At 65.0% G+C, this 26,857-nt stretch carries 17 protein-coding genes; 12 read left to right on the top strand and 5 right to left on the bottom strand.

Features of this window, described 5'->3' with window-relative positions:
- Nucleotides 1-136 precede the first annotated feature (136 nt).
- Nucleotides 137-946, top strand: a complete 810-nt coding sequence (locus NX780_RS12145; RefSeq protein WP_258828121.1) for an EI24 domain-containing protein — start codon at nt 137-139, stop codon at nt 944-946.
- A 6-nt stretch (nt 947-952) separates the two neighbouring features.
- Here NX780_RS12145 and NX780_RS12140 read toward each other — a convergent pair whose 3' ends face one another.
- On the bottom strand, nt 953-1,624 hold the full coding sequence (locus tag NX780_RS12140) for a DNA alkylation repair protein (RefSeq protein ID WP_258828120.1): 672 nt from the start codon (nt 1,622-1,624) through the stop codon (nt 953-955).
- Between the two features lie 74 nt (nt 1,625-1,698).
- Here NX780_RS12140 and NX780_RS12135 point away from each other — a divergent pair, with 74 nt between their 5' ends.
- The 4 genes from NX780_RS12135 to NX780_RS12120 all read left to right on the top strand — a co-directional run bounded on the left by NX780_RS12135 (nt 1,699) and on the right by NX780_RS12120 (nt 9,443).
- On the top strand, nt 1,699-2,484 hold the full coding sequence (locus NX780_RS12135) for a competence/damage-inducible protein A (protein ID WP_258828119.1): 786 nt from the start codon (nt 1,699-1,701) through the stop codon (nt 2,482-2,484).
- Between the two features lie 256 nt (nt 2,485-2,740).
- Nucleotides 2,741-6,025, top strand: a complete 3,285-nt coding sequence (locus tag NX780_RS12130; protein WP_258828118.1) for a transglycosylase domain-containing protein — start codon at nt 2,741-2,743, stop codon at nt 6,023-6,025.
- Nucleotides 6,026-6,108: 83 nt separating this feature from the next.
- Nucleotides 6,109-7,413, top strand: a complete 1,305-nt coding sequence (locus tag NX780_RS12125) for a TAXI family TRAP transporter solute-binding subunit (protein ID WP_307732813.1) — start codon at nt 6,109-6,111, stop codon at nt 7,411-7,413.
- A 71-nt stretch (nt 7,414-7,484) separates the two neighbouring features.
- The gene (locus NX780_RS12120) at nt 7,485-9,443 is read left to right on the top strand and encodes a CocE/NonD family hydrolase (protein WP_258828117.1); all 1,959 of its coding nucleotides are present in this window, start codon (nt 7,485-7,487) and stop codon (nt 9,441-9,443) included.
- Between the two features lie 115 nt (nt 9,444-9,558).
- Here NX780_RS12120 and NX780_RS12115 read toward each other — a convergent pair whose 3' ends face one another.
- Nucleotides 9,559-10,017, bottom strand: a complete 459-nt coding sequence (locus NX780_RS12115) for a rhodanese-like domain-containing protein (RefSeq protein ID WP_258828116.1) — start codon at nt 10,015-10,017, stop codon at nt 9,559-9,561.
- 289 nt (nt 10,018-10,306) lie between these two features.
- Between NX780_RS12115 and glnA the strand changes: the two genes are divergently transcribed.
- From glnA to corA, 5 genes are all read left to right on the top strand, one after another.
- Nucleotides 10,307-11,722, top strand: coding sequence for a type I glutamate--ammonia ligase (gene glnA / locus NX780_RS12110; protein WP_258828115.1), 1,416 nt, complete (start codon nt 10,307-10,309; stop codon nt 11,720-11,722).
- Between the two features lie 159 nt (nt 11,723-11,881).
- Nucleotides 11,882-12,412, top strand: a complete 531-nt coding sequence (locus NX780_RS12105; protein WP_258828114.1) for a DUF4124 domain-containing protein — start codon at nt 11,882-11,884, stop codon at nt 12,410-12,412.
- Nucleotides 12,413-12,427: 15 nt separating this feature from the next.
- Nucleotides 12,428-13,498, top strand: coding sequence for a nitrogen regulation protein NR(II) (glnL, locus tag NX780_RS12100; RefSeq protein ID WP_258828113.1), 1,071 nt, complete (start codon nt 12,428-12,430; stop codon nt 13,496-13,498).
- Between the two features lie 61 nt (nt 13,499-13,559).
- Entirely contained in the window at nt 13,560-15,038 is a 1,479-nt protein-coding gene (ntrC, locus tag NX780_RS12095) for a nitrogen regulation protein NR(I) (RefSeq protein WP_258828112.1), read from the top strand.
- A gap of 63 nt (nt 15,039-15,101) precedes the next feature.
- Nucleotides 15,102-16,070 (top strand): magnesium/cobalt transporter CorA, encoded by a 969-nt coding sequence (gene corA, locus NX780_RS12090; protein WP_258828111.1) that lies wholly within the window; start codon nt 15,102-15,104, stop codon nt 16,068-16,070.
- Between the two features lie 148 nt (nt 16,071-16,218).
- On the opposite strand, the gene NX780_RS12085 is transcribed toward corA, so the two are convergent.
- Complete coding sequence (locus tag NX780_RS12085) at nt 16,219-17,013, bottom strand: EamA family transporter (RefSeq protein ID WP_258828225.1); 795 nt, start codon at nt 17,011-17,013, stop codon at nt 16,219-16,221.
- 67 nt (nt 17,014-17,080) lie between these two features.
- Nucleotides 17,081-18,697, bottom strand: a complete 1,617-nt coding sequence (locus tag NX780_RS12080) for an NAD(P)/FAD-dependent oxidoreductase (RefSeq protein ID WP_258828110.1) — start codon at nt 18,695-18,697, stop codon at nt 17,081-17,083.
- A 462-nt stretch (nt 18,698-19,159) separates the two neighbouring features.
- Between NX780_RS12080 and NX780_RS12075 the strand changes: the two genes are divergently transcribed.
- Nucleotides 19,160-22,084 (top strand): TonB-dependent receptor, encoded by a 2,925-nt coding sequence (locus NX780_RS12075; protein ID WP_258828109.1) that lies wholly within the window; start codon nt 19,160-19,162, stop codon nt 22,082-22,084.
- Between the two features lie 761 nt (nt 22,085-22,845).
- On the top strand, nt 22,846-25,833 hold the full coding sequence (locus NX780_RS12070; RefSeq protein ID WP_258828108.1) for a TonB-dependent receptor: 2,988 nt from the start codon (nt 22,846-22,848) through the stop codon (nt 25,831-25,833).
- A 132-nt stretch (nt 25,834-25,965) separates the two neighbouring features.
- Here the strand turns inward: NX780_RS12070 and NX780_RS12065 are convergent, their stop codons facing one another.
- Complete coding sequence (locus tag NX780_RS12065) at nt 25,966-26,697, bottom strand: 16S rRNA (uracil(1498)-N(3))-methyltransferase (RefSeq protein WP_258828107.1); 732 nt, start codon at nt 26,695-26,697, stop codon at nt 25,966-25,968.
- Between the last annotated feature and the right edge of the window lie 160 nt (nt 26,698-26,857).

Below are 26,857 nucleotides of genomic sequence, written 5' to 3'. Positions count from 1 at the left end.
TTCAAGTTGAAGGGCGATTGTAGTGCATCGCACAAGGCTTTGCGTAGAATGGCGCTGTCCGAAATAATGAAACCCGACAAGGAGCCGTGATGCCGACCAGTTGCGCCCGAGCTGACCATTTTTGGAAGGATGCGCCATGAAGGGCGTCGGCCTGGCTTACCGGCGCGCCCTCGGCGCCCAGTTCTCGCGCCGCATGCTGATCCTCTCGACCGCGCCGCTGGCGCTGTCGCTGCTGCTGTGGGGTTTTGTTCTCTGGACCGGCCTGCAGCCCCTGCTCGACTGGCTGCAGGGCACCTTCGCGCAGTACGAGATCTTCCAGACCAGCGGCAGCATGCTGTCCATGCTCGGCCTGGGCATGCTCAAGGTGATGGTGATCCCGCTGCTGGCGATCGCGCTGCTGCTGCCCCTGATGATCGCCTCGGCCCTGCTGTTCATGGGCGTGATCGCGATGCCGGTGATCGAGCGCCACGTCGGCAATACCCAGTACCCGAAGCTGGAGAAGAAGCAGGGCGGTTCCTTTATCGGCAGTGTCGGCATCAACGTGGGCAGCACGGCGGTGTTCGCGGTGCTGTGGCTCCTCACGCTGCCGCTGTACGCGGTCCCGCCGCTGGCCTGGCTGGTGCAGGCCTGCCTGTGGGCCTGGGTGACTTCGCGCGTGATGAGCTACGACGCGCTGGCCGCCCACGCCAGCCCCGAGGAGAGGCGGGAGCTGATGCGCCGCCACCGCGGCGCGCTGCTGGCGATCGGCTTCGCCTCCGGCCTGGCCGGGGCGCTGCCGGGCATCGCCTGGATGGGCGGGGCCTTGATCTCGATCGTGCTGTTCCCGGTCCTGGCCATGCTGTCGCTGTGGCTTTACATCATGATCTTCCTGTTCGCCGGGCTCTGGTTCCAGTATTACTGCCTGGGCGCCCTGGACGAGCTGCGCGCGGGGACGGCGCCGGCCTGAAGCCCCCTACCGCAGGTGCTTGCGCGCTTCGCGGACCGTGAGCGGGGCCAGCCGCTCTTCGTGGGCATCGACGAAGCGCCCGACGTCCTGCGGCGCCCATTTGGCATAGTCGCGCAGGGCCCAGCCGATCGCCTTGCGGATGAAGAATTCGCGTTCGGGCGCCAGGCGCAGGGCATAGCCGAACAGGCGCGCCTCATCGGTCTCGAGGCGCCAGCCCAGCTGGTGGGTCATGGCGATGCGGCGGATCCAGAAGGAGTCGTCGAGCAGGGCGGCATCCATGATCTCCTGCGCGCCGCCCGCCCGGTGTGCACGCAGCAGCTTGCCGATCACGCCCGCCATGCCGTCGACCGTTTCCCACCAGGGCTTGCGGCGCGCCAGCGCCAGCAGGGGATCGATGGCGCCGAGGGGCAGCTCCTTGCGGCGCAGGTCGAGCAGGTCGATGGCAGCGTACTGGTACTCGCGCAGGGGCTCGTCCCACAGGCGCCCGGCCAGTTCCAGCAGCGCGGGCCAGGGCAGGCGCGGCGCCCATTGCTTCACTGCCGCGCGCCGTGCGGGCGTCGCCACACCGAGAAAATCGAACTGGTCGCGCTGGTAGGCGCGCATGGACACGGCCCGTGCGGGGTCGGCAAACTGCGCGAGGCGCGCCTTCAAACTGTCGAGCGGATCGGGTGTCGTCATGTTTCTTGTCAAATGTCTGCGTCAACCGGACCGGTGGCTGCGCCGTTCAAGAAGGATAGGCATAGGGAGAACGCATGGGATTCGGCTTGATCGTCGTGGGCGACGAAATCCTGTCCGGCAGGCGCCAGGACAAGCATTTCAGCAAGGTGGTCGAGCTGCTCGGCGCGCGCGGCCTGCAGCTCGACTGGGCCGAATTCGCCGGCGACGATCCGCCGCGCCTCACCGCCACCCTGCAACGCAGCTTCGCCGGGAAGGATATCGTGTTCAGCTGCGGCGGCATCGGCGCCACGCCCGACGACCATACGCGCCAGTGCGCGGCGGCCGCGCTCGGCCTGCCCCTGGTGCTGCATCCGGAAGGGCGGCGCAACATCGAGGAGCGGATCCGCGAGACGGCGCGCGAAGCAGGGCGGGAGCCCGACTTCGACGCCCCCGACAACCTGCAGCGCCTCAAGATGGCCGAGTTCCCGCAAGGCGCCGAGCTGATCCCGAATCCCTACAACCGCATCGCCGGCTTCACGGTCGGCGACCATCACTTCGTGCCGGGCTTTCCGGTGATGGCCTGGCCGATGATCGAATGGGTGCTCGAGACCCGCTATGCCCATCTGTTCCACGCCGAGGCGCATGAAGAACGTTCGCTGCTGGTGTTCGAGGCGGCCGAGGCCGCGCTGACGCCGCTGATGGAAGCACTGCAGCGGGACTATCCCGGTGTGCGGGTCTTCAGCCTGCCCAGCGTGGGCGATGCGCAAACGCGCCGCCACATCGAACTGGGCGTGAAGGGCGAGCCCGCGCAAGTGACGGCCGCCTTCGCCGCGATGCGCTCGGAACTGGAGCGCCGCGGCGCCGAAATCGGGCCCGTGTAGGACTCGATGCCGTCGAGCTAACTCTGCCGTTGTTTTTTTGCGAAAATGCTTCGTGCGCATCAAATTTGTTAAACCGTGTCTCGCGCGTGTCGTATTGATGTGGTGGAATGATACCTGTGGAGGTGCAATCCTGAGTGAGCTTGCACCACGCGTTTTGCGACCTGACGCGAGCAATCACTCGATCGAACCAGCAGCACGGATGGCAGGCAGGTTGGCGGGGATTGCACGCGTATTGATTCAAACCAGTTGAGCCATCATGGAAAGTAATCGCCGTTTCGAACGGCCCAGTCTTCTCTCCCGCATTCTCTCCAGCTTGCGCGGACGTTTCGCCTTCGGCATGGCCGGCGGCGCACCCGTGCTCGCGTCCGCGGGCGGCAACGATGTTCCCCTGTACGAAGCCTATCCCCACCTGGCCAGCGGCGCTGCGCCCGGCCGCAGCCGCGTGCCGCCGGCCGAACCGCCGGAAGGCGAGGGGCCCGAAGATTCGCCTGAGGACAAGCCCGCCGGCGGGCCGCGCAAGCGCCGCTTCAAGACCTGGTTCTACCTCGCGCTCCTGATCCTGCTGGTGCTGCTGGGCGGCTGGGGCGCGCTCGAAATGCGCACCTCGCGCCTGCAGGCCAAGATCTTCGCCGGCATGGCGCAAGACCTCACCTACCGCATGGACAAAGGGCCGAGCAGTTCCATCCGCTTCCCGGCCGCCAGCCCCTACGACACGCGCCTGGGCTACGCCAACATGCCGTCCTACCTCGGCAAGCTGCAGTCGCGCGGCTATCACATCGACGCGCAGGCCCGCATCTCGCCCAAGATGGTCGAGATGGCCGACCGCGGCCTCTATGCCACCTACCACGAGAAGACCAAGGTCGGCCTCGAGATCCTCGATTGCCGCGCCCAGCCCCTGTTCGCCTCGCGCTTCCCCGAACGCTTCTACCACGAATTCAAGGACGCGCCGCCGCTGCTGGTGCAAAGCCTGCTGTTCATCGAGAACCGCGAGCTGCTCGACCCTGCCTACCCGCACCGCAACCCGGCGGTGGAGTGGGACCGCTTCTCGAAGGCGGTGTTCGACAAGACCCTGAGCACCGTGGGCCTGGGCGGCGAAGGCCGCGTGGCAGGCGGATCCACGCTCGCGACCCAGATCGAGAAATACCGCCATTCGCCCGAAGGCCGCACCGGCTCGCTGTCGGACAAGATGATCCAGATGGCCTCAGCCACCCTGCGCGCCTACCAGGACGGCGAAGACACGACCAAGGCGCGCCGCCAGATCGTGCTCGACTACCTGAATACCGTGCCGCTGTCGGCCAAGCCGGGCTACGGTGAAGTCAACGGCATCGGCGACGGCATGTGGGTCTGGTACGGCCGCGACTTCGAGGAGGTATCCAGGCTCCTCAAGGGCCCGATGACGACGCCTGAAGCGGTCACCGCCTACAAGGAAGCGCTGTCCCTCATGATCGCGCAGCGCCGCCCGGCCTACTACCTGGGCGCGGGCGAACACGACCTCGAAACCCTGACCAACAGCCACCTGCGCGTGCTGGCCCAGGCCGGCGTGATCTCGCCGCAGCTGCGCGACGCCGCCCTGAAGGTCGAGCTGCACCCGGCCCAGGGTTCGGGCGTGGCCGCGCCGGGCGCCGACGCCTTCGTCTCGCGCAAGGCCGCCAACGCGGTGCGCAACCACCTGGGCTACCTGGTGGGCGATTCGCGCCTGTACAACCTCGACCGTCTCGACCTCTCGGTGGTATCGACCCTGGACGCCGGCGTGCAGCAGGCCGTCACCGACGCGCTGCGCAAGCTGTCGGACGCCGAGCACGCGAAGGCTGCCGGCCTGACCGGCAAGGGCCTGCTCGGCAACGGCGACCCGTCCCAGGTGGTCTACAGCTTCACCCTGATGGAGCGCGGCGAGCACGTGAACTACCTGCGCGTCCAGACCGACAACTACGACCAGCCGCTCGACATCAACGAGGGCGCCAAGCTGGACCTCGGTTCGACCGCCAAGCTGCGCACCCTGGTGACCTACCTCGACATCGTCGACCAGCTGCACAAGCGCTACGAGCCGATGGACAAAATTGGCCTGATGGGCGTCGAGACCGATCCGAAGGACCGCATGTCCCAGTGGGCCGTCGAATACTTCCAGCAGCTGCCGGAAGGCGCCGACCGGGGCCTCAAGCCCATGCTCGCCGCGGCCATGGAGCGCAAGTACTCGGCCAACCCGGGCGAAGCCTTCTTCACCGGCGGCGGCCTGCACACCTTCGGCAACTTCAGCAAGCTGGATAACAGCAAGATCATGACGGTCACCGAGGCGCTGCGCAATTCGACCAACCTGGTGTTCGTCCGCATGATGCGCGACGTGGTGCGTTACTACATGTTCCAGCTGCCCGGCTCCTCGGCCCAGCTGCTGGCCGACGCCGACGATCCGCGCCGCCAGACCTACCTGGCGCGCTTCGCCGACAACGAAGGCAAGGTGTTCCTGGCCAAGTTCTGGAACAAGTACAAGGGCAAGACTTCGCAGGAGGTGGTGGACCTGCTCTTCTCCGGCGTGCGTCCGATGGCCTCGAAGCTGGCCGCGGCCCACCGCACCGTGTTCCCGGAGGCGACGATGGAGCAGTTCGGGGCGTTTGTCGACAAGAGCCTGCCGCCCTCGCACGACATGGATGCGGACCGCATTCCGAAGATGTACGAGATGTACGACGTGAAGAACATGTCGCTGGCCGACCGCGGCTACGTGGCCTCGGTGCATCCGCTCGAGTTGTGGCTGGTGAGCTACCTGCGCACCCATCCGAACGCCGGCTGGACCGAAGTCACCAACGCCAGCGTCCAGCAGCGCCAGGACGTCTACTCCTGGCTCTTCAAGACCCACCGCAAGCACGCCCAGGACAAGCGCATCGCCGGCCTGATCGAGGTCGAAGCCTTCCTCAAGATCCACGCCCAGTGGAAGAAGATGGGCTACCCCTTCGATTCCCTGGTGCCGTCCTACGCGACCACGCTGGGCGCCTCGGCCGACCGTCCGGCCGCGCTGGCCGAACTCATGGGCATCATCGTCAACGGCGGCGTGAGGAAGCCCGTCGAGCGCATCGACTCGCTGCACTTCGCCAAGGACACGCCGTACGAGACCCTGGTCAAGCGCACCAAGGGCGGCGGCAAGGAACAGGTGCTGGCGCCGGAAGTCGCCCGCGTCGTGGCCGACGCCATCCAGGGCGTGGTCAGCGACGGTACCGCCAAGCGCGTGAAGACCGCCTTCGTGCAGTCCGACGGCAGCGTGATCGCCCTGGGCGGCAAGACCGGTACCGGCGACCAGCGCTTCGAGGTGTATGCGCGCGGCGGCCGCGTGATCGAGTCGCGCTTCGTGAACCGCTCGGCTACTTTTGTGTTCAACATCGGCGAGCGCTACTTCGGCAGCATGACCGCCTACGTGCATGGCCCGCAGTCCGGCGACTACGACTTCACCAGCGCCTTGCCGGTGCAGCTGCTGGCCAACCTGGCGCCGAGCCTGATGCCGATGATCGAACCGCCCGCGGGCAGCGTCGCCGCGCAGCGGCAGTGCGTGCGTTGAAGGCGGACCGGCGACCCGGGGGCTCCGCCGTCAAGCGCGCCGTGACGCGCGTGCGCCAGTTCAGCATCGTGTCCCTGCGCGACATGCTGGTAGCAATGGGGCCGACCCTGCTGGCCGTGATCGCGGTGGCCGTGCTGGCTTATCTCTGGGTCGACCCGGCGCCGCCGCGCAAGCTCACCATGGCCACCGGCCAGTTCAACAGCGCCTACCAGGAATTCGGCCGCCAGTACGCGGCCACCCTGGCGCGCGACGAGATCACGCTCACCCTCGAACCCTCGCTCGGTTCCCAGGACAACCTGGAACGCCTCATTGCGGGCAAGGCCGACGTCGCATTCGTGCAGAGCGGCTCCACCGTGGACGGCCAGGCCGAGCGGGAAGGGCTGATTTCGCTGGGCAGCCTGTTCACCGAACCGGTCTGGCTCTTCCTGCGCGAGTCTGCCAAGGTGAACCACCTGACCGAGCTGAAAGGCAAACGCATCAATCTGGGGCCGGAAGGCACCGGCGTGCCGCGCCTGTTCCGCCAGGTGCTGGATGCGAGCGGCATCGACCCTATGGAGCTGCAGATCGGCGCGCTGGAGAACACCCCGGCCACGATGGCGCTGCTGGCCGGCAGCATCGACGGCCTGGTGTTCAGCTCCGCCCCGGAAGCCCCCTTGATCCAGATGCTGCTGCAGACGCCCGGCATCAGGCTTTTCAATTTCACCCAGGCCGATGCCTACACCCGCCGCCTGCCTTTCCTGACCCATGTGGTGCTGCCGCGCGGGATCGTCGACCTGGGACGCGACATCCCCAGCCAGGACTATCACCTGATCGCACCGACCGCGACCCTGGTCGCACGCGAAGACCTGCATCCGGCCCTGGTGGGCCTGCTCGTGAAATCGGCCGGCGAGATCCATGGCAAGGCAGGGTGGTTCCAGCAGCAGGGCCAGTTCCCGTCGCCGAAGTACACCGAAATCCCGGTGGCGCGCGAGGCCGAGCGCTACTACCGCGACGGTCCGCCCTTCCTGCAGCGCTATATGCGTTTCTGGCTGGCCAACCTGGCCGAACGCCTGTGGGTGGTCGTGGTGGCGCTGGCGGCCCTCCTGATCCCGCTGTCGAAGGTGGTGCCGCCGATTTACGTGTGGCGGGTGCGCTCGCGCGTCTACCGCTGGTATGGCGAACTGCGCAAGGTCGAGCAGGAGCTCGAGGCGACGCCTTCAGAGGGGCGCGAGGCGGCGCGCGAGGGACTGCTGCTGCGTCTCGAAGAGATCGAGGATCGCGTGAACCACATCTCGATTCCGCTGGCCTACGCGGAGGAGCTGTACCGCCTGCGCAGCCACATCAACTTCGTGCGCGAGCGGGTGCGCGGCACCATCGACATGCATGGCCGGGCCACCCCGAAGGGATGATGCGTAAATAGCAAATTTCTTCAGGAAAAGGATTACACTGGCGGCCTTTGTTCCGCATCCTGAAGGAAGCCATGATACGCCGTCCCCTTTCCGCCCTGGCCCTGGGCGCGCTGCTGGCCTGTGCCGGCGCGCAGGCCGCCAACGAATCCGCCGTAGCTCACACGAACTTCGCCGACGCGCCCGCCCAGCAGCGCAATCCGCGCGAGCACTACACCAAGTACGAGTACCAGATCCCGATGCGCGACGGCGTCAAGCTGTTCACGGTGGTGTACGTGCCGAAGGACAGCTCGAAATCCTATCCCTTCCTGATGCAGCGCACGCCGTATAGCGCCGGCACGCGCGCCGAGGGTGAGACGCGCTATGGCGTCGACTGGTTCCCGCGCGCGCTCAGCCCGACGCCCGAACTGGAGCAGTCCGGCTACATCTTCGTGACCCAGGACGTGCGCGGCCGCTACATGTCCGAAGGGGCATGGCAGGAGATGACTCCCCACGCCAAGGCCAAGCGCGAGAAAGGCGAGGGCAGCGAGAGCGAAGACATGTACGACACCGTCGAATGGCTGCTCAAGCACATCCCGAACAACAACGGCCGCGTCGGCATCTGGGGCATCAGCTATCCCGGCTTCTATACCGCCGCCAGCATCATCGATTCGCACCCGGCGATTAAGGCCGCCTCGCCGCAGGCGCCGATCGCCGACCTCTACATGGGTGACGACTCCTACCACGGCGGCGCCTTCATGCTGTCGGCGAACTTCGACTTCTACACCAACTTCCTGCCGCAGAAGAACCCGACCCTGCCGAACCGCGCCCGATCGAGCTTCGACTATGGCGAGGCCGACGCCTACGACTTCTTCCTGAAGCGCCTGACGATGCCGAACATCCTCGCCACGCTGAGCGCAGAACAGCGCGCGCTGCTCGAGCCCACCATCGTGCACGACACCTACGACGAGTTCTGGCGTTCGCGCGCGATCACGCCGCACATGAAGAACGTGAAGGCGGCCGTGCTGACGGTCGGCGGCTGGTTCGACGCGGAAGACCCGGCCGGACCCTTCGCGATCTACGACGCGGTGGGCAAGTACAACCCGAAGACCCCGAATTCCCTGGTGATCGGTCCCTGGGTGCACGGCGGCTGGGCGGGCAGCGACGGCGCGCGCCTCGGCCACGTGAGCTTCGACGCCAAGACCAGCGAATACTACCGCCGCGAGATACAGTTCCCTTTCTTCGAGCAGCACCTGAAGGGCGTCAAGCCGGCGCGCACGCTGGCCAATGTGAACGCATTCGAGACCGGCACCAATGTCTGGCGCAGCTACGCGTCCTGGCCGCCGGCGCCGGCGAAAGCGAAGACCCTGTACTTCGGCCCGAACGGCACCCTGAGCTGGCAACAGCCGGCAGCGAGCGGCACGGGCTACGACGAATACGTCGCCGACCCGCGCAAGCCGGTTCCCTACATCGGCTACGCCGCCACCGGCGTACCGCGCGAATACATGGTCTCGGACCAGCGCTTCGCCGCGACCCGCCCCGACGTGCTGGTTTACCAGAGCGAGGTGCTGGAACAGGACGTGACCGTCGCCGGCCCGGTGCTGCCGAAACTCTTCGTTTCGACCACCGGGACGGACGCGGACTGGGTGGTCAAGCTGATCGACGTCTACCCGGCCGAGTACCCGACCCCGCAGCTTGACCGCAAGGGCAACGACGTCGGCCCGCCGTCGGTGAACATGGGCGGCTTCCAGCAGCTGGTGCGCGGCAATCCGCTGCGCGGCAAGTTCCGCAACAGCTTCGAGAAACCCGAGCCCTTCACCCCGGGCAAGCAGGAGGTCTTGAATTTCGACATCGGCCAGGTCAACCACACCTTCCGCCGCGGCCACCGCATCATGGTGCAGGTGCAGAGCTCCTGGTTCCCGCTGATCGACCTGAACCCGCAGACCTTCGTGCACATTCCGAAAGCAAAGCCGGAGGACTTCCAGAAGGCGACCCAGCGCGTCTACCGCGCACCGGGCGCGGCGTCGGGCCTGCAGCTGATGGTGATGCCGTAGGGTGTTCGGCTTCGCCGAACGCGCGTTCAACAACATGGTGAAATGCGGCGCATCGTCCATTTTCACGCCGGTTGAACGCGCGGTCGGCAGAGCCGACGGGGCCGCCGAGGCCACCCTACGCCCCAATCCAGGGCAGCCCCGCCTTGCACCACCCGCCCACCGTCTTGCGATGGCCCTGCTCGTCGCGATCCCCCTCGAAGCCTTCCAGGATGTCATAAGACTGCGCGAAGCCGTTCTCGGTCGCCACGCGGGCGCTGTGGCGCGAGCGCACGCCCGAGCGGCATAGGAAGAGCAGCACCTCGTCCTTGCGCGCGAGCTTGTCCAGCTGGGCGGCGAAGTCGGGATTCGGCTGGCCGCCGGGGTAGGTGGCCCATTGCACCGCCACGTGCTGGGATTCGGGGACGGCGACCTTGCCGACCCAGTCGCGCTCGGCATTGGTGCGCACGTCGACCAGTTTCACGCGCGGGTCGCTCTGCAGGAGGGCGAACGCTTCTTCCGGCGTGACGGCGCCGGCATAGGGCTGGCCCGGGGCGCGCTCGCGGGCAGTAGCGAGGATGGATTCGGAAGTACTCATGATCATCGGTCCATTTTTTAGAGAATAAAAAGCATTGCACCAACTTGGTTCGGTGTATCCTGCGCTGCGATGGTGCATCGCACCCGAATGGTGCACTCATTTGGTGCGAGTGTATTCACGGTGTGACAGTGACCATGCACCGATTGTAGGACCAGCACGAGCGAATTCCAACGAAGCATTGTGCATTTACTCATAACGCTGGGTTGGCACGGTTCATGCTTTGAAGTAGAGCAAGTTGCCCTGCCATGAAGATATGGCGCGGCACCCCCTTTTCAATCAGGAGATACGAATGGCAAAGACGGCTGCAGACGTAATTCAACTCATCAAAGACAACGAAGTGAAATTCGTTGACCTGCGCTTCGCGGACACCCGCGGCAAGGAGCAGCACGTGACCGTCCCCGTGTCGCACTTCGACGAAGACAAGTTCGAGTCGGGTCACGCCTTCGACGGTTCGTCGATCGCCGGCTGGAAGGGTATCGAAGCCTCGGACATGCTCCTGCTGCCGGACCCGAACACCGCCAATCTCGACCCCTTCATGGAAGAGACCACCCTGTTCATGCAGTGCGACGTGATCGAACCGTCGGACGGCAAGGGCTATGACCGCGACCCGCGCTCGATCGCCAAGCGCGCCGAAGCCTACCTGAAGTCCTCGGGCGTGGGCGACACCGCCTTCTTCGGCCCGGAGCCGGAATTCTTCATCTTCGACTCGATCCGCTGGAAGATCGACATGTCGGGCTGCTTCGTGAAGATCGACTCGGATGAGGCATCCTGGTCGACCGACAAGGAAATCGAAGGCGGCAACAGCGGCCACCGCCCGACCGTCAAGGGCGGCTACTTCCCGGTCCCGCCGGTCGACAGCTTCCAGGACATGCGCTCGGAAATGTGCCTGATCCTCGAATCGATGGGCATCCCGGTCGAAGTGCACCACCACGAAGTGGCCGGCGCCGGCCAGAACGAAATCGGCACCCGCTTCTCGACCCTGGTCGAGCGCGCCGACTGGACCCAGAACATGAAGTACGTGATCTGGAATGTGGCCCACAGCTACGGCAAGACCGCGACCTTCATGCCGAAGCCAATGAACGGCGACAACGGCTCGGGCATGCACGTGCACCAGTCGATCTGGAAGGATGGCAAGAACCTGTTCGCAGGCGACGGCTATGCCGGCCTGTCGGAAACCGCCCTGTACTACATCGGCGGCATCATCAAGCACGCACGCGCGCTGAATGCGATCACCAACCCGGGCACCAACTCCTACAAGCGCCTGGTGCCGGGCTACGAAGCCCCGGTCAAGCTGGCTTACTCGGCCCGCAACCGTTCGGCCTCGATCCGCATCCCGCACGTGGCGAACCCGAAGGGCCGCCGCATCGAAGTGCGCTTCCCGGACCCGCTGGCCAACGTCTACCTGTGCTTCGCCGCGCTGCTGATGGCCGGCCTGGACGGCATCCAGAACAAGATCCACCCGGGCGAAGCCGCGACCAAGGACCTGTACCACCTGCCGCCGGAAGAAGACAAGCTGATCCCGACCGTCTGCGCCTCGCTGGAAGAAGCGCTGGAAGCCCTGAACAAGGACCGCGAGTTCCTGACCCGCGGCGGCGTGTTCAGCGATGCCATGATCGACGCCTACATCGACCTGAAGATGCAGGAAGTGCAGCGTCTGCGCATGACCCCGCACCCGGCCGAATTCGACATGTACTACTCGTCGTAATCAAGTGGTCAACACAAGCGTTGCGCGGGTGCGTCACCATGCGTAAGGCTGTGTAACAAAGGCGGGGAAAGCGAGGGCTTTCCCCGCCTTTTTTCATGCTTGCTGTATAGTCGGGCCGTTCTACAATATGTGCACGTTTATTGTGCAAATTGATTTCTGATGGGAACGACAATTAGCTTCTACCGCTTTTTCCGTGCTGCCGCCGTCCTCGCCTTCGGCCTCGCGCTCCACAATGGGGCGCAGGCGCAGGGCGCGGTCTACAAATGCGTGGACGAGCAGGGCCGCGTGGAATTCACCGACCAGAACCGCAAGGGCTGCAAGCAGCTCGAGAGCTTCTTCTCGAGCGCGCCCGCGCCGGTGCGCGCCTCCGCGCCTATCCCGGCCGTGCGCGCCAGCGGCAGCACCGGCCCGGCGCCCACCGCCAGCCCGGCCAGCTTCCCGCGGGTGGACAGCGCCCAACAGCGCGCCCGCGACGACGATCGCCGCGAGATCCTGAACGACGAGCTGAGGGCCGAGCAGAAGAAACTGGCCGACCTGCGCAAGGACTTCAACGGCGGCGAGCCCGAACGCATGGGCAACGAGCGCAACTACGCGAAGTACCAGGAACGCGTGGCCTCGATGCGCGACGAGATCGGCCGCACCGAACGCAATATCGAAGCGTTGCAGCGCGAGATCACGAATATCCGATAGGACCGACAGGAACACATGAGCGAATCCGGCCATTCACGCTACGCGGGCCTCGACCTGCTGGCTTCCAGCGTGCTGCTGGTCGGCCCCGAAGTCGAGGTGCGCTATGCGAACCCGGCCGCCGAGAACCTGCTCGAACTGTCCCTGAAATCCCTGCAACGCGCGCCGCTGACCGAGCTGTTCACCAATGGCCAGGAGCTGGCCGCCCTGTGCGCCCAGGCGCTGGCCCACCAGTACGCCGACCTGCGCCAGGACCTGGCCCTGCAGCGCAACGGCCGCGAGCCCCTGCACGTGAACTCCATCGTCAGCGCGCTGGGGGAGGGCGAGTTGCTGATCGAGCTGCGCGAGAACGTCCAGCAGCTCAAGCTCGATCGCGAGGAGCGCATCCTCGACCAGAGCCAGGCCAACAAGGAACTGATCCGCAACCTGGCGCACGAGATCAAGAATCCCCTCGGGGGCATCCGCGGCGCCGCGCAGCTGCTGGAACTCGAGCTGCCTCCCCACCACCTGCTGGAACTGCAGGAATACACGCAAGTCATCATCAAGGAGGCCGACCGCCTGCAGACCCTGGTCGACCGCCTGCTGGCGCCGCATCGCAAGCCGCACATCGTCGGCGACGTCAACATCCACGAAGTCTGCGAGCGCGTGCGCAGCCTGATCCTGGCCGAATTCCCCACGGGCCTGACCATCCGGCGCGACTACGACGCCTCGATTCCCGAGTTCAGGGGCGATATGGAGCAGCTGATCCAAGTGGTCCTGAACATCGCCCACAACGCCGCCCAGGCCCTGAAGGCGCGCATCGCCCAGGGCGACGCCGAGATCGTGCTGCGCACCCGGGTGGCGCGCCAGGTCACCCTGGCCAAGGTCCGCTACGGGCTGGCATTAGATTTGCATATCATCGACAATGGACCGGGCATCGCGCCCGAGATCCGCGACCGCATCTTCTACCCGCTCGTCTCCGGGCGCGAAGGCGGCAGCGGCCTCGGGCTGACGCTGGCGCAGACCTTCGTGCAGCAGCACCTGGGTGTGATCGAGTGCGAAAGCCGGCCTGGACTGACGGATTTCCGGATCCTGCTGCCGCTGCCATAAGCGGGGGTAGCGGATCCGCCGTGAGTCCCCGAACCATCCATATTGCGGGAACCACGAACACATGAAACCAATCTGGATTGTCGACGACGACGCATCGATCCGCTGGGTACTGGAAAAAGCCCTGGCGCGCGAAAGCCTGGAGACCCGCAGCTTCGCCAACGCGCGCGATGCATTGACCGCCTTCGAAACCGATACGCCGCAGGTGCTGGTGTCGGACATCCGCATGCCGGGCGAATCCGGCATCGACCTGCTGCAGGCCGTGAAGGCCCGCCATCCGGGCCTGCCGGTCATCATCATCACCGCCTTCTCCGACCTCGACTCGGCGGTCGCTTCCTTCCAGGGCGGGGCCTTCGACTACCTGGCCAAGCCCTTCGACATCGACAAGGCCGTGGCGCTGATCCGCCGCGCACTCGAGGAAAGCCTGCGCGAAGCCAGCGTCGAGGCGGCGCCCGCCGAGACGCCCGAGATCCTCGGCCATGCACCGGCCATGCAGGAAGTCTTCCGCGCCATCGGGCGCCTGTCGCAGTCGAACGTGACGGTCCTGATCACCGGCGAATCGGGCACCGGCAAGGAGCTGGTCGCGCGCGCCCTGCACAAGCACAGCCCGCGCGCCCAGCAGCCCTTCATCGCCCTGAACACGGCGGCGATCCCGAAGGACCTGCTGGAATCGGAACTCTTCGGCCACGAACGCGGCGCCTTCACCGGCGCCCAGGCCATGCGGCGCGGCCGCTTCGAACAGGCCGAGAACGGCACGCTGTTCCTCGACGAGATCGGAGACATGCCATTCGATCTGCAGACCCGGCTTCTGCGGGTGCTGTCGGACGGCCACTTCTACCGCGTGGGTGGGCACCAGCCGGTGAAAGCCAATGTGCGCGTGATCGCGGCCACCCACCAGAACCTCGAGCAGCGCGTGCGCGACGGCCTGTTCCGCGAAGACCTGTACCACCGCCTGAACGTGATCCGCCTGCGCCTGCCGTCCCTGCGCGAGCGCAGCGAGGACATTCCGATCCTCGCACGCCACTTCCTGGTGCAGAGCGCACGCCAATTGGGCGTCGAACCGAAGCGCCTGTCCGAACCGGCGATGCGCTTCCTCTCCGGCCTGGAGCTGCCGGGCAACGTGCGCCAGCTGGAAAACCTGTGCAACTGGATCACCGTGATGGCGCCCGGCCAGACCGTGGAGGTGAAGGACCTGCCGCGCGACCTCACGCAAGGCAGTCCCGCGCCCTCGACCCTGCAGGACGCCGGCCTGCCCGGCATGCCGGCGCCGGCAGCCGCCGGCGCGCCGGCTCCGATCCGGGTGCAGGCTGCGCCGGAAGGCTGGATCGGTTTGCTCGAGCTGCAGGCGGCCGGCATGCTGAGCGCCGGCCAGATGGACGTGATGGACATCCTCGGGCGCCAGTTCGAGTCCGCCCTGATCAAGACGGCGCTCAAGCACACGCACGGGCGCAAGAACGACGCCGCGATGCGGCTCGGGATCGGCCGCAACACCATCACGCGCAAGATCGTCGAGCTTGGGATAGACGGCGCACGGGACGAGTAGGGCCGATGGTGTAAGCTGGCGCTTATTTGCTTGTTACTTGCTTGTCACGCCCCTTACACACCCATGCTGATTAACTGTGTCGCCTACCAGGAAGGCAAGAAGCTGTCCGACATACCCGTCGCCGACATCAGCGAGTACCTGAAGCTGCCCGACACCTTCGTCTGGGTCGCCCTGCGCGATCCAGGCAAGGAGGAAATCGCCGTCATGCAGGAAGAATTCAACCTGCACGAACTGGCCGTCGAAGATGCCGCGCGCGGCCACCAGCGGCCCAAGATGGAGGAATATGGCGACTGCGTCTTCGTCATCGTCCACATCGTCGAACTGAATGGCGACGAACTCAATGCCGGCGAGCTGGCCATCTTCGCCGGCCCCAACTACGTGCTCTCGGTGCGGCGCGACGCCAACCAGGGCTTCCTGGGCGTGCGCGCGCGCGCCGAGCGCGAGCCGCACCAGCTGAGGAAAGGCTCGGGCTTCGTGCTCTACGCCCTGGTAGACGCGGTGGTGGACCGCTACTTCCCGGTGGTCGATGCGCTCGAATCCGAGCTCGAATCGATCGAGGACCACATCTTCGGCCAGGTCGGCGAACAACGCGCCAACATCGAGCGCCTGTATGCCCTGAAGCGCAAGTCCCAGGTGCTGCGCCATGCGGTGATCCCCCTGCTCGACGCCATCGGCCGCCTGCATGGCGGGCGCGTGCCGGGTGTCGTGGTCGAGACCCAGGATTACTTCCGCGACGTGCACGACCACCTGCTGCGCATCCTGGGACGCCTGGACGCGGTGCGCGACACCATCAATACCGCGATCCAGGTGACCCTGTCGATGGTGGCGATCGAAGAGAACGACATCAGCAAGAAGCTCGCCTCGTATGCGGCGATCTTCGCCGTCTTCACGGCCTTCGCCGGCATCTGGGGCATGAACTTCGAGTTCATGCCGGAGCTGAAATGGAAGTACGGCTATCCGCTCGCGCTGGCGATCATGGGCGGCGTGTGCTTCTACCTGTATCGGCGTTTCAAGAAGGCCGGCTGGCTTTGATATTGCGGCTTGGTTTTCGTAGGGTGGACGGGGTAATTTCGGGCAATGGCCGAAATTACGAACGTCCGCGCGTTCGACTAACCGTTGGACAGACGCGAGCGGGCTATTCAATCGAAGTTTGAACGCGCGGACGGCGTAGCCGTCCACCCTACTTTGCCGTGGCCGCCGCGCCGCCGCAGGCGACGATCACCAGCGCGATCGCCAGCCACTGCATGAAGGTCAGCATCTCGCCCAGCACCACGAAGCCCGCCAGCGCCGCGAAAGCGGGTCCGGCGCTGACCAGGATGCCGAACACGCGCTGCGGCAGGCGCGCCAGCGCCGCCATCTCGAGCGTGTAGGGCAGGGCGGAAGACAGCACCGCCACTGCGAGACCGCCCAGCAGCACGGAGGACTCGAGCAGGGCGCCGCCCGCATGCGCCACGCCGACCGGCACCGTGAACAGCGCCGCCGCCAGCATGCCCCAGGCGACCGCCTGGCCGCCGTTCAGCCCGGAGACACGCTTGCCGAACACGATGTACATCGCCCAGCAGAAGGCCGCTCCCAGTGCATAGGCCACGCCGAGCGGATCGAGGGGCGGAACGCCTTCGTGCACGGGCGCCAGCAGCCACAGGCCGAGGGCCGCCAGCAGCACCCAGCCGAAGTCGCGCGCGCGGCGCGAGGACAGCACTACCACGCCGAGGGGACCGACCACTTCGATGGCCACCGCGACCCCGATCGGGATGCGGGCGAAGGCAGCGTAGATGAGGAGGTTCATGCAGCCCAGCATCAGGCCATAGACCAGCAGGTTGAGGGCGTCGCGGCGCGCGGGCAGCTGGCGCCAGGGGCGCACGATGGCGAGCATGATGGCGGCCGCCAGGCCGACGCGCACGGCGGTCACGCCCTGGGCGCCGACCAGGGGGAACAGGTGCTTGGCCCAGGCGGCGCCGGCGTTCACCGACACCATCGAGGCCAGGATGGCCAGCCCCGGACCGAAGGCGCCGGGCGTCGCGACCGCGGTCTTCACGCGATCGTCACGCAACGAGCGACAGGGCCACGGCTTCCGCCACGCGGATGCCGTCCACCGCCGCCGACATGATGCCGCCGGCGTAGCCCGCGCCTTCGCCGGCAGGGAACAGGCCGCGCGTGTTCAGGCTTTGCAGGTCGTCGTCGTTGCGCTTGATGCGGATTGGCGAAGAGGTGCGGGTCTCGACGCCGGTCAGCACCGCGTCGTGCTTGTAGTAGCCCTTGATCTGCTTGTCGAAGGCGACGAAGGCTTCGCGCAGCGCGACAATCGCGTAGTCCGGCAGGGACGGCGCGAGGTCGGTCAGGTGCACCGCCGGCTTGAAGGAGGGGACCACCGAACCGAATTCCCTTGATGCCACGCCCTTCACGAAGTCGCCCATCAGCTGGCCCGGCGCGTCGTAGTTGGAACCGCCCAGCACGTAGGCGCGCGACTCCAGCTCGCGCTGGAAGGCGATGCCGGCCAGCGGGTGGCCCGGGTAGTCCTCGGGCGTGATGCCGACCACGATGGCGCTGTTGGCGTTGCGCTCGGCGCGCGAGTACTGGCTCATGCCGTTGGTGACCACGCGCCCTTCCTCGCTCGAGGCGGCGACCACGGTGCCGCCCGGGCACATGCAGAAGCTGTACACCGAGCGGCCGTTCGAGGCGTGGTGCACGATCTTGTAGTCGGCCGCGCCCAGCAGCTTGTTGCCGGCATTCGGGCCGAAGCGGCACACGTCGATCAGCGACTGCGGGTGCTCGACGCGGAAGCCGATCGAGAAGGGCTTGGCTTCGATATACACGCCGCGCTCGTAGAGCAGCTCGAACGTGTCGCGCGCGCTGTGGCCGATCGCCATCACCAGGTGGCGGGTCGCGATCTCTTCGCCGTTCGACAGGCGCACGCCCTGGACCTGGCGCACGCCGTTCTCCTCGCTCACGTAGATGTCGTCCACGCGCGTCTCGAAACGGATCTCGCCGCCCAGGGCAATGATCTCGGCGCGGATCTGCTCGACCATCTTGACCAGGCGGAAGGTGCCGATGTGCGGCTTGCTGACGTAGAGGATCTCTTCCGGCGCGCCGGCCTTCACGAACTCGGTCAGCACCTTGCGGCCGTAGTGTTTCGGGTCCTTGATCTGGCTGTACAGCTTGCCGTCCGAGAAGGTGCCGGCGCCGCCCTCGCCGAACTGTACGTTCGACTCGGTATTGAGCTTGCGCTTGCGCCAGAAGCCGAAGGTGTCGACCGTGCGCTCGCGCACGATCTTGCCGCGCTCGAGCACCAGGGGATTCAGGCCCATCTGGGCCAGGATCAGGGCCACGAACATGCCACAGGGGCCCATGCCGACCACGATCGGGCGCGGCGTGCCGGGCGCCGGTTTGGCGGTGGTGGCGAATTTGTAGCTGGTGTCGGGCGAAGGGAAGACCGCCGCATCCTGCTTCAGTCGCGCCAGCACGGCCGCTTCGTTGCGCACCTCGACGTCGATCGCATAGATCAGGACGATGGCCGACTTCTTGCGCGCGTCGTAGCTGCGCTTGAACACGGTGAAATCGAGCAGCTCGTCGCTCGCAATGCCGAGGCGGGCAAGGATGGCGTCGCGCAGGGCGGGTTCAGGATGGTTGAGGGGGAGTTTCAGTTCGCTGATTCGAAGCATGGTCTTCTTGGAGTCGTGGTTGCTGGTGATGCAACAGAAAAGGAAACGGCCGGGCGGGCCCGGCCAAACGCCTATTGTACCCAAGTGAGACGTTCTGCGGACAGTCTCGACCCGGCAACAAGAATTGCTGCGATGCAAAACGACTATATTTACACAAAAGAAACTTTAGTAGTAGGGATTTTCTCTTTTTCGCGTGTTTTTCATGTTGCAGTGCAACGTTGTTACAAAAAAATACAATCAAATCAGTATGTTGTATCTCTGTGTCTTTACGAGCAACTAAGTTTGACAATTTATTCACGGACATGTTTTATGTCGACTCTGCTCTAAAAAGTGCAGCAAAGCGTGGCGGGATCAGTGGAGCAGCGATCAGCCTCGTGAAGTGATTTGTATAACAACCAACCGCAGGCTTGCAGTACAGCTTGTCATTTCAGGGATCACACTATGTTGTTTAGAAAGACTGTGTTGGCGCATGCGCTGACCATTGCATTCGCAGTTTCGGCAGGTAGCGTCCTCGTATCCGGCGACGCCCACGCTGCCTCGAACTCGGCCGGTGACATCGTCGGCCGCGCCGCTGCAGGTACCGTGATCACGATCGAGAACAAATCGATCGGCCTCACCCGCACGCTGACCGTCAACAAGAACGGCGACTACCAGCTGACCATGCTGCCGCCGGGCACCTACACTGTGCGCGCCAAGCGTCCGGACGGTTCGACCGAAGAGCGCCAAGTGGCGGTGAATGCGGGCGAAGGCACTTCGGCCAACTTCGAAGCCCAGACCAACACCGTGGTCGTGACCGGCCGCCTGCAGCGCATCGACGTCAAGTCGCCGGAATCGAGCATGGTCCTGAACGAAGCCGCGATCGACCGCATCCCGGTGGCGCGCGACGTGACCGCCGTGGCCCTGCTGGCCCCGGGCGCGACCCGCGGCGACTCGCGTATCGGCCAGACCACCCTGCGCGCCGGCAACGTGCCGTCGCTGGGCGGTGCATCGCCGGCGGAAAACGTCTACTACATCAATGGCTTCAACGTCACCAACATGCTCAACGGCGTGGCGTTCAACCAAGTCCCGTTCGAAGGCATCGCGCAGCAGCAGGTCAAGACCGGCGGCTACGGTCCGGAATACGGTCGTTCGCTGGGCGGCGTGCTGTCGATCACCACCAAGCGCGGCACCAATGAATGGAAGGGCGGCGCCAACGTCATCTGGGAACCGGAAAGCCTGCGCGGCAAGTCGATCTACACCGAAGCCGGCAAGACTACCGGCAAGTGGCTGGTTGCCGAGCGTCCGGGCGGCACTGACGACCTGAAGGCCAACGTGTGGGCTGGCGGTCCGCTGGTCAAGGACAAGCTGTTCATCTTCGGTCTGGTCCAGGGCGCGGATATTGAGGCGAAGTCCTATGGCGTCAGCACCCAGACCGTCACGAAGAGCACTTCGCCGCGCTTCCTGGTCAAGGCTGACTGGAATATCAATGATTCCAACACCCTTGAATTGACCGCCTTCGACGACGAGAGCAAGGACAAGGTCCGCACCTGGGGTTCGACGGTTCCGTACCAGACCCCGCGTGGCGCCGAGCGCCTGCCGGACGAATACACCACCGGCGGCCAGAACTACATCGCCAAGTACACCTCGTGGCTGACCGATGACTTCACGGTTTCGGCACTGGCCGGCCTGGGCAAGTACAACCGCGGCTCGAACGTCGGTTCGGCGGCATGTAACTACATCCGTGACGACCGCACCTCGGCACAGACGCGTCTGGGCTGCGCCACCACCAGCAGCATCACCGATCCGGGCGCCAACGACGAGCGCAAGGCCTTCCGTCTCGACGCCGAATGGAACCTCGGCGACCACGGCCTGCGCTTCGGCCTGGACAACGAGGAATACAAAGTCGTGGACGGCACGAAGAATCCGGGTGGCGAAACCATCCTGATCAAGACCCTCGCGCCAGGCTCCGACCTGCCGAGCGGCTACGTGAACAACACCGGCGCACCGATCGACTTCCTGCAAGTGCGCCACTTCGAGAACGGTGGCGCCTTCACCACCAAGAACTCGGCCTATTACCTCGAGGACAACTGGCAGGTTACCAAGAACGTCATGCTGAACCTGGGCGTGCGTAGCGAATCGTTCGAGAACCTGAACGCGGACGACAAGACCTTCATCAAGGTCGACAACACCATCGCACCGCGCTTCGGCGTGAGCTGGGACGTCAAGGGCGACCAGAGCATGAAGGTCTTCGCCAACCTGGGCCGCTACTACATCCCGGTGATGTCGAACACCAACGTCCGCCTGGCCGGCGCTGAGCTCGACTACACCGACTACTTCGTCTACACCGGCACCAACAGCAACGACGCCTTCCAGCTTCCGGGCCGCGGTGCCCAGCTGGGCGAACGCACCGTCAGCGGCGACGGCACTGCGGGCGATCCGCGCTCGGTGGTCGATCCCAACATCAAGCCGATGTACCAGGACGAATTCATCATCGGCGCGCAGCAGGCGCTGGCCAACCGCTGGACCGTCGGTGCGAAGTTCACCTACCGCAAGCTGAAGAAGGTGATGGACGACATGTGTAACGGTCCGGGCGCCGAAGCCTGGGCGCTGAGCAATGGCTACGACGCCGACCAGGCCGCCATCATCGGCGAGTCGATCAACCACTGCTTCCTGTACAACCCGGGCGGCGACCTGACCGCGAACATCGACCTGGGCGACGGCAAGGGTCTGAGCGAAGTCGTCATTCCGGCAGCTTCGCTGGGCTTCCCGAAGCCTGAGCGCAAGTACACCGCCATCGAGCTGACCTTCGAGCGTGCATGGGACGGTGTCTGGAACCTGCAGGGCTCGTATGTCTGGGCCAAGTCGCGCGGTAACACCGAAGGCTATGTCAAGTCGGACATCGGCCAGGACGACGCCGGCATCAGCCAGGACTGGGATTACCCGGGCCTGATGGAAGGTTCGTACGGCGACCTGCCGAACGACCGTCGCCACACCTTCAAGATCTTCGGCGCCTACCAGGTGACCCCGGAGCTGCGCCTGGGTGCGAATGCAATCATCCAGAGCGGCCGTCCGCTGAACTGCCTGGGCTACTACTCGGGTAACCTGGACACCGTGTCGATCCTGTACGGTTCGTCGTCGTTCTACTGCAACCGCACGCTGAACGCACGCGGCACCGTCGGCCGCCTCGAGTGGACCCGCGAGCTGAGCCTGCAGGCGAACTACCAGCCGAAGTGGCTGAAGGGCACCACGTTCTCGCTCGACGTCCTGAACGTCTTCAACGAGCGTGGTATCACCTCGGTGCAAGAAGCGGGTGAATCCGCACGCGGCACCCCGAGCCCGAACTACCTGCAGCCGCTGTCCTTCCAGTTGGGCCGCAGTGTCCGCCTGATGGCGCAATACGAGTTCTAAGCCTGCTCGGCTGACCGGCCTGGAAGCAAGCTTCCAGCTGGTCTGAACCGTACCTGAGGCCGCGTCCTGCATTCGCAGGGCGCGGCTTTTTTCATTTGCGCCCGCGTGTTCTTGTAGCGTGGCGCAAAGCGGACCCGCCCCAAAAACCATCTCATCAGACACGGATACGTCGTTCAGCGCGTCAATACACGAAAAGGCTAAATGTGCTCCAGAACGCGCTTGTCGAGCATATTTCTTTTTGCATAGCACAAGCGCCTTCCCCATTGAAGGGGAGGTCGGTCTGAAACACGTATTGCTGCGCTGCACCGCGACACATTTAGCACCATTTTGTAACTGCTGCGCAAAAATGGTGCATACCGTAAATCCCAATGAAAACACCGTGATTTGTCGCTTTTGGCGGCGAAAATATTGGTGCGTTGCACCAAAATAATACTTTTATGCTCTCGACGCATAGCAAATTGGAAAGTGTTGTAAGTATGCAAAATGACATACTTATTGTTGACGCCGCAACTTTGCGTATGGTTCTATGTAAAAGTTCCGCTGGGAACAACCCATCGGAACAAGGAATGATTTGTTCCTTTCTTGCCCGGTTGGGAGACAAACTTGGCGGGGTCAAGAGCCGTGGCACTCCGGCACAAGGTACGCACAACAGTACCGGCGCTGGGAAAACTTTGAGCCTGTAGGTCGAAGGTGCTCCCGTAACAACAACATTTAGGGAATCACATATGTTGCATACAGTGAAACAGAAGTCGAAAGTGGCAGTGATCCGTCGTTCCGCAATCTCGGTTGCGATCGGCATGTGCTTCATGGGCGCTGCGCTGGCAGCCGATACGGGCGGTCTGCGTATCAACATCACCGGCAATGGCGGCAAGCCCGTCGCCGGTGCAACCGTGCGTGTGAGCTCGCCGAGCAGCCTGGTCACCAAGACCGGCGTCACTGAAGCGGACGGCACCGTCCGTATCGCAGGCCTGGACCCGGCAACCGACTACAAGGTCGAAGTCGTTGCACCCGGCTACTCGAACTTCGCCGCCACTGGCGTCGCGGTCGTCTCGAACCAGAACCCGTCCCTGACCTACGCGATCGGCGGCGACGCATCGACCGCCACCGCGCAACAGGTCGTCGTGACCGGCTCGCGCCTGGCGCAGGTGGACACCACCTCGGCCGTCGTCGGCACCATCCTGAACCTGGGCGTCGTGGAATCCCTGCCGACCGCCCGTAGCTACCAGAGCTACCTGCAGCTGGTCCCGGGCGTGAAGCCTTCCTCGGGCGGCAACCCGTCCTCGAAGTCCGGCGTGAACTACTCGGACATCGGCGGCGCGACCGGCTCCTCGTCCGACAACGTCTACATCCTGGACGGCGTCGACGTCACCGACCCGACCACCGGCACCTTCGGCTCGAACATCAACTCCGAGATCATCCAGGAACAGCAGATCCTGACGGGCGGCATCCCGGCCGAATACGCGGGCGGCTCGGGCCTGGTGTCGAAAGTGATCACCAAGTCGGGTGGTAACGAATACCACGGCTCGATCAACTACTACTTCCAGAATGACAACCTGGTCGCCGACAACAAGCACAATACCTCGTCCGGCTTCTCGACCTACGACGCGGCGGTCACCCTGGGCGGCCCGATCATCAAGGACAAGCTGTGGTTCTTCGGCTCGTTCCAGAAGAAAGGCCGCGAGACCGACGTGGTCAACGCCGGCTCCGGCGAATTCATGCGTACCGTCAAGCGCGACGACAAGCTGGGCTTCCTGAAGCTGACCTGGCAGGCTACCGAGAACGACCGACTGGTGGCGTCCTTCTTCAATGACCCGGTCCGCACCACCGGTACCACCACCGCGACCACGCTGAACAACCGCGACGTCCGCCAGGAGCAGGGCGGCAACAACTACCGGCTCGAATACTCGCGCGACATGGAAAACCTGCGCGTGACCGCCTACGCGTTCCGCCACGAAGGCGAGGTCTCGAGCTTCGCCGCCAACCAGACCCCGCTGAACGACGTCGCCTTCCTGAACAATCCGGGCGCGACGCTGGAGCAGCGCAACCTGGGTGGCGCCGGTTCGGACTCGATCTCGGAGCGTAACCGCGACGAAATCGGCATCAACGCCGAGTACTTCCTGGAGACCGCGAACGCCGGTACCCACACCATCAAGACCGGCCTGACGATGTCGGAGAACGAGTACTTCCGCAACTCGATCTATAGTGGCACCGAGCGCGCGCAGTACACCTCGATCGCGGCCGCCAACGCGGGCGTGACCATGGCCCAGTACTTCGGCTCGGGCTGGACCGGCGCCAAGGACATGTCGGCCGTCGACCTGCCGCGCGTGATCAGCGCCATCAATGGCAGCGCGGACAAGGCCTATTTCGTCGGCCTGCTCGACACCGACCGCGACGGCGCCGTGTCGGACGCCGAACTGCGCGCCTACCGTTTCACCAGCACCGCCGGCAATCCGGGCGGCCAGGTCAACCAGTACCGCATCCGCCAGGCGCAGGCCGCACCGTACAGCGTGACGGCGACCGGCAAGTCCTTCTACCTGCAGGACACCTGGACCAAGGATCGCCTGACCATCGGCGCCGGTATCCGTACCGAGGAATGGAAGCACGAGGATTCGACCGGCAAGGAATCTGCCAAGTTCAAGTGGAAGATCGCGCCGCGCCTGAACGTCGTGTACGACCCGAGCGGCGACGGCCGCAGCAAGATCTGGGGCTTCCTGGGCCGTTACTACGACCCGATCCGCACCAATATGTCGGACTTCGCGGGTAACCTGAGCGGCCCGGTGCTGGAAGAGGACATCCACCTGGGCGACCGCTGGCTGACCTACCGTACCCGCGGCGGCGCCAAGACCCCGGATGCGCTGTTCGCACCGTCGACCAAGACCCCGTACACCGACGAGTTCATGCTCGGCTACGCGACCAACATCGGCCGTGACTACACCGCCTCGATCGCCTACACCAAGCGCCGCACCCGCGACATCCTGGAAGACTACGATCTGGGCCTGTATTCGGATCCGGAAAACACCCCGGATGTCGAAGGCCGCGCCGCGCCCGGCACCTTCCTGTTCCTGCCGTACTCGTACTTCGGTTACTCGTCGAAGCCGAATTCGAACTACGTGCTGGCCACCCTCGCAGGCGGCAAGCGCGACTACCAGGGCGTGGAGATCAGCCTGACCAAGGCCAAGCGCGACAACTGGCAGGGTTCGGCCTCGTACACCTGGAACGAAGCCAAGGGCAACTCGAACTCGGACAGTAACGCCGACTACCAGGGCGACTGGCTGGCGCTGGACCCGCGTGCGCCGAACGCCTACGGCCCGCAGCCTGGCAACATCAAGCACCAGTTCAAGGCATACGGTACCTATTTCTTCAACAACGGTATCGAGGCCAGCGCTGTGTACAACTGGAACAGCGGCAGCCTGTACACCCGTGCGAACAACATCTCCAGCCGTTATCTGCCGGATATGGACGAGGCCTACGTCTACAACGGCATCCTGGACACCTGGATCAAGCCGGGCGTCATCGGCGCAGAGACCGGTCCGTCGTACTACACCCTGGACGTTCGCCTGAAGTACACCTACAAGCTGACCGGCAGCCAGAAGGTCGAGTTCTTCCTCGACGTCTTCAACATCCTCGACAAGCAGTCGGGCATGACGGCGATGCCTCTCATCGACGGCAACGGCGTGTACAAGTTCGGCGAGTCGAACACCTTCGTCGAACCACGCCGCCTGTACGTCGGCGCACGCTACTCGTTCTAATCCAGCGAGCATCCGTGCATGAAGCCGGCCCCGGAAGGGGCCGGTTTTTTTTTGCGTCCTCTGCAGGGACGCAAAAAAGCCCCGGAGCGGAGAGTCGCCGCCGGGGCTTTGCTGTTTGCAGGCGCGCCGGTCTTACATGCCGCCCCAGATCCCGCCGAGCAGTGCCAGCGCCGCCAGCGCGGCGGTCTCGGTGCGCAGCACGCGCGGTCCGATCGAGAGCATGCGGGCGCCGGCCGCGACCGCCGCATCTTCTTCTTCCCGGGTGAAACCGCCCTCCGGACCCACCATCAGGGTCACCGCCTGCGGGCCCGCTTCCTGTGCCCATTGCGCCAGCGAGCTGCTTGCCCTCGGGCTGAGCAGGATGCGCTGGCCGGCCGCGGCCTGCGGCGCCTCCAGCCAGCGCCCGACGTCGGCCACCGGGGCCAGCTGCGCCAGGCGGTTGCGCCCGCACTGTTCGGATGCCGCCTCGATCACGCCCTGCCAGTGGGCGTGGCGCTTTTCCGCGCGATCGCCCTGCAGGCGCACCACGCTGCGGCGGGCCGCCAGCGGCGCGATGGCGGCCACTCCCAGTTCCACTGCCTTCTCGATGATCCAGTCCATCTTGCTTCCTTCCGGCAGGCCCTGGGCCAGGGTGACGGCGTAGGGCAGCTCGGCTTCCACGTCCTCGAAGGCCTGGACCGCCGCGCTCGCGCGCTTCTTGCCGACCTCCGACAAGATGGCGGCGTACTGGCCGCCACGGCCGTCGAACAGCGTCAGGGCGTCGCCGGCTTCCATCCTCAGTACATGCAGGTGGTGGGCGACCGGCGCCGGCAGCTCGACGGTGTGGCCTGGAGCGAGGGAAGCAGGGCAGTAGAAGCGGGGCATGTCGTCAGGGGCGTGTGTTCGGGGAAGCTATTGTAGTGCCTGGCGCCCGGCTCAGCCAGCAGAGGGAGAGGCAACCGCAAGCGAGAATCTTGATAGAAAGTGTTTCATTTTGGATACAGCACAGCTGTTTGGATTGACTCTAAGCAATCGGAACTGTATT

Origin of the sequence: Massilia agri (assembly GCF_024753255.1) — a bacterium.
Lineage (GTDB): Bacteria > Pseudomonadota > Gammaproteobacteria > Burkholderiales > Burkholderiaceae_D > Telluria > Telluria agri.
Note: the sequence above shows the minus strand (reverse complement) of the source record. Positions and strands in the feature narration are given on the sequence as shown.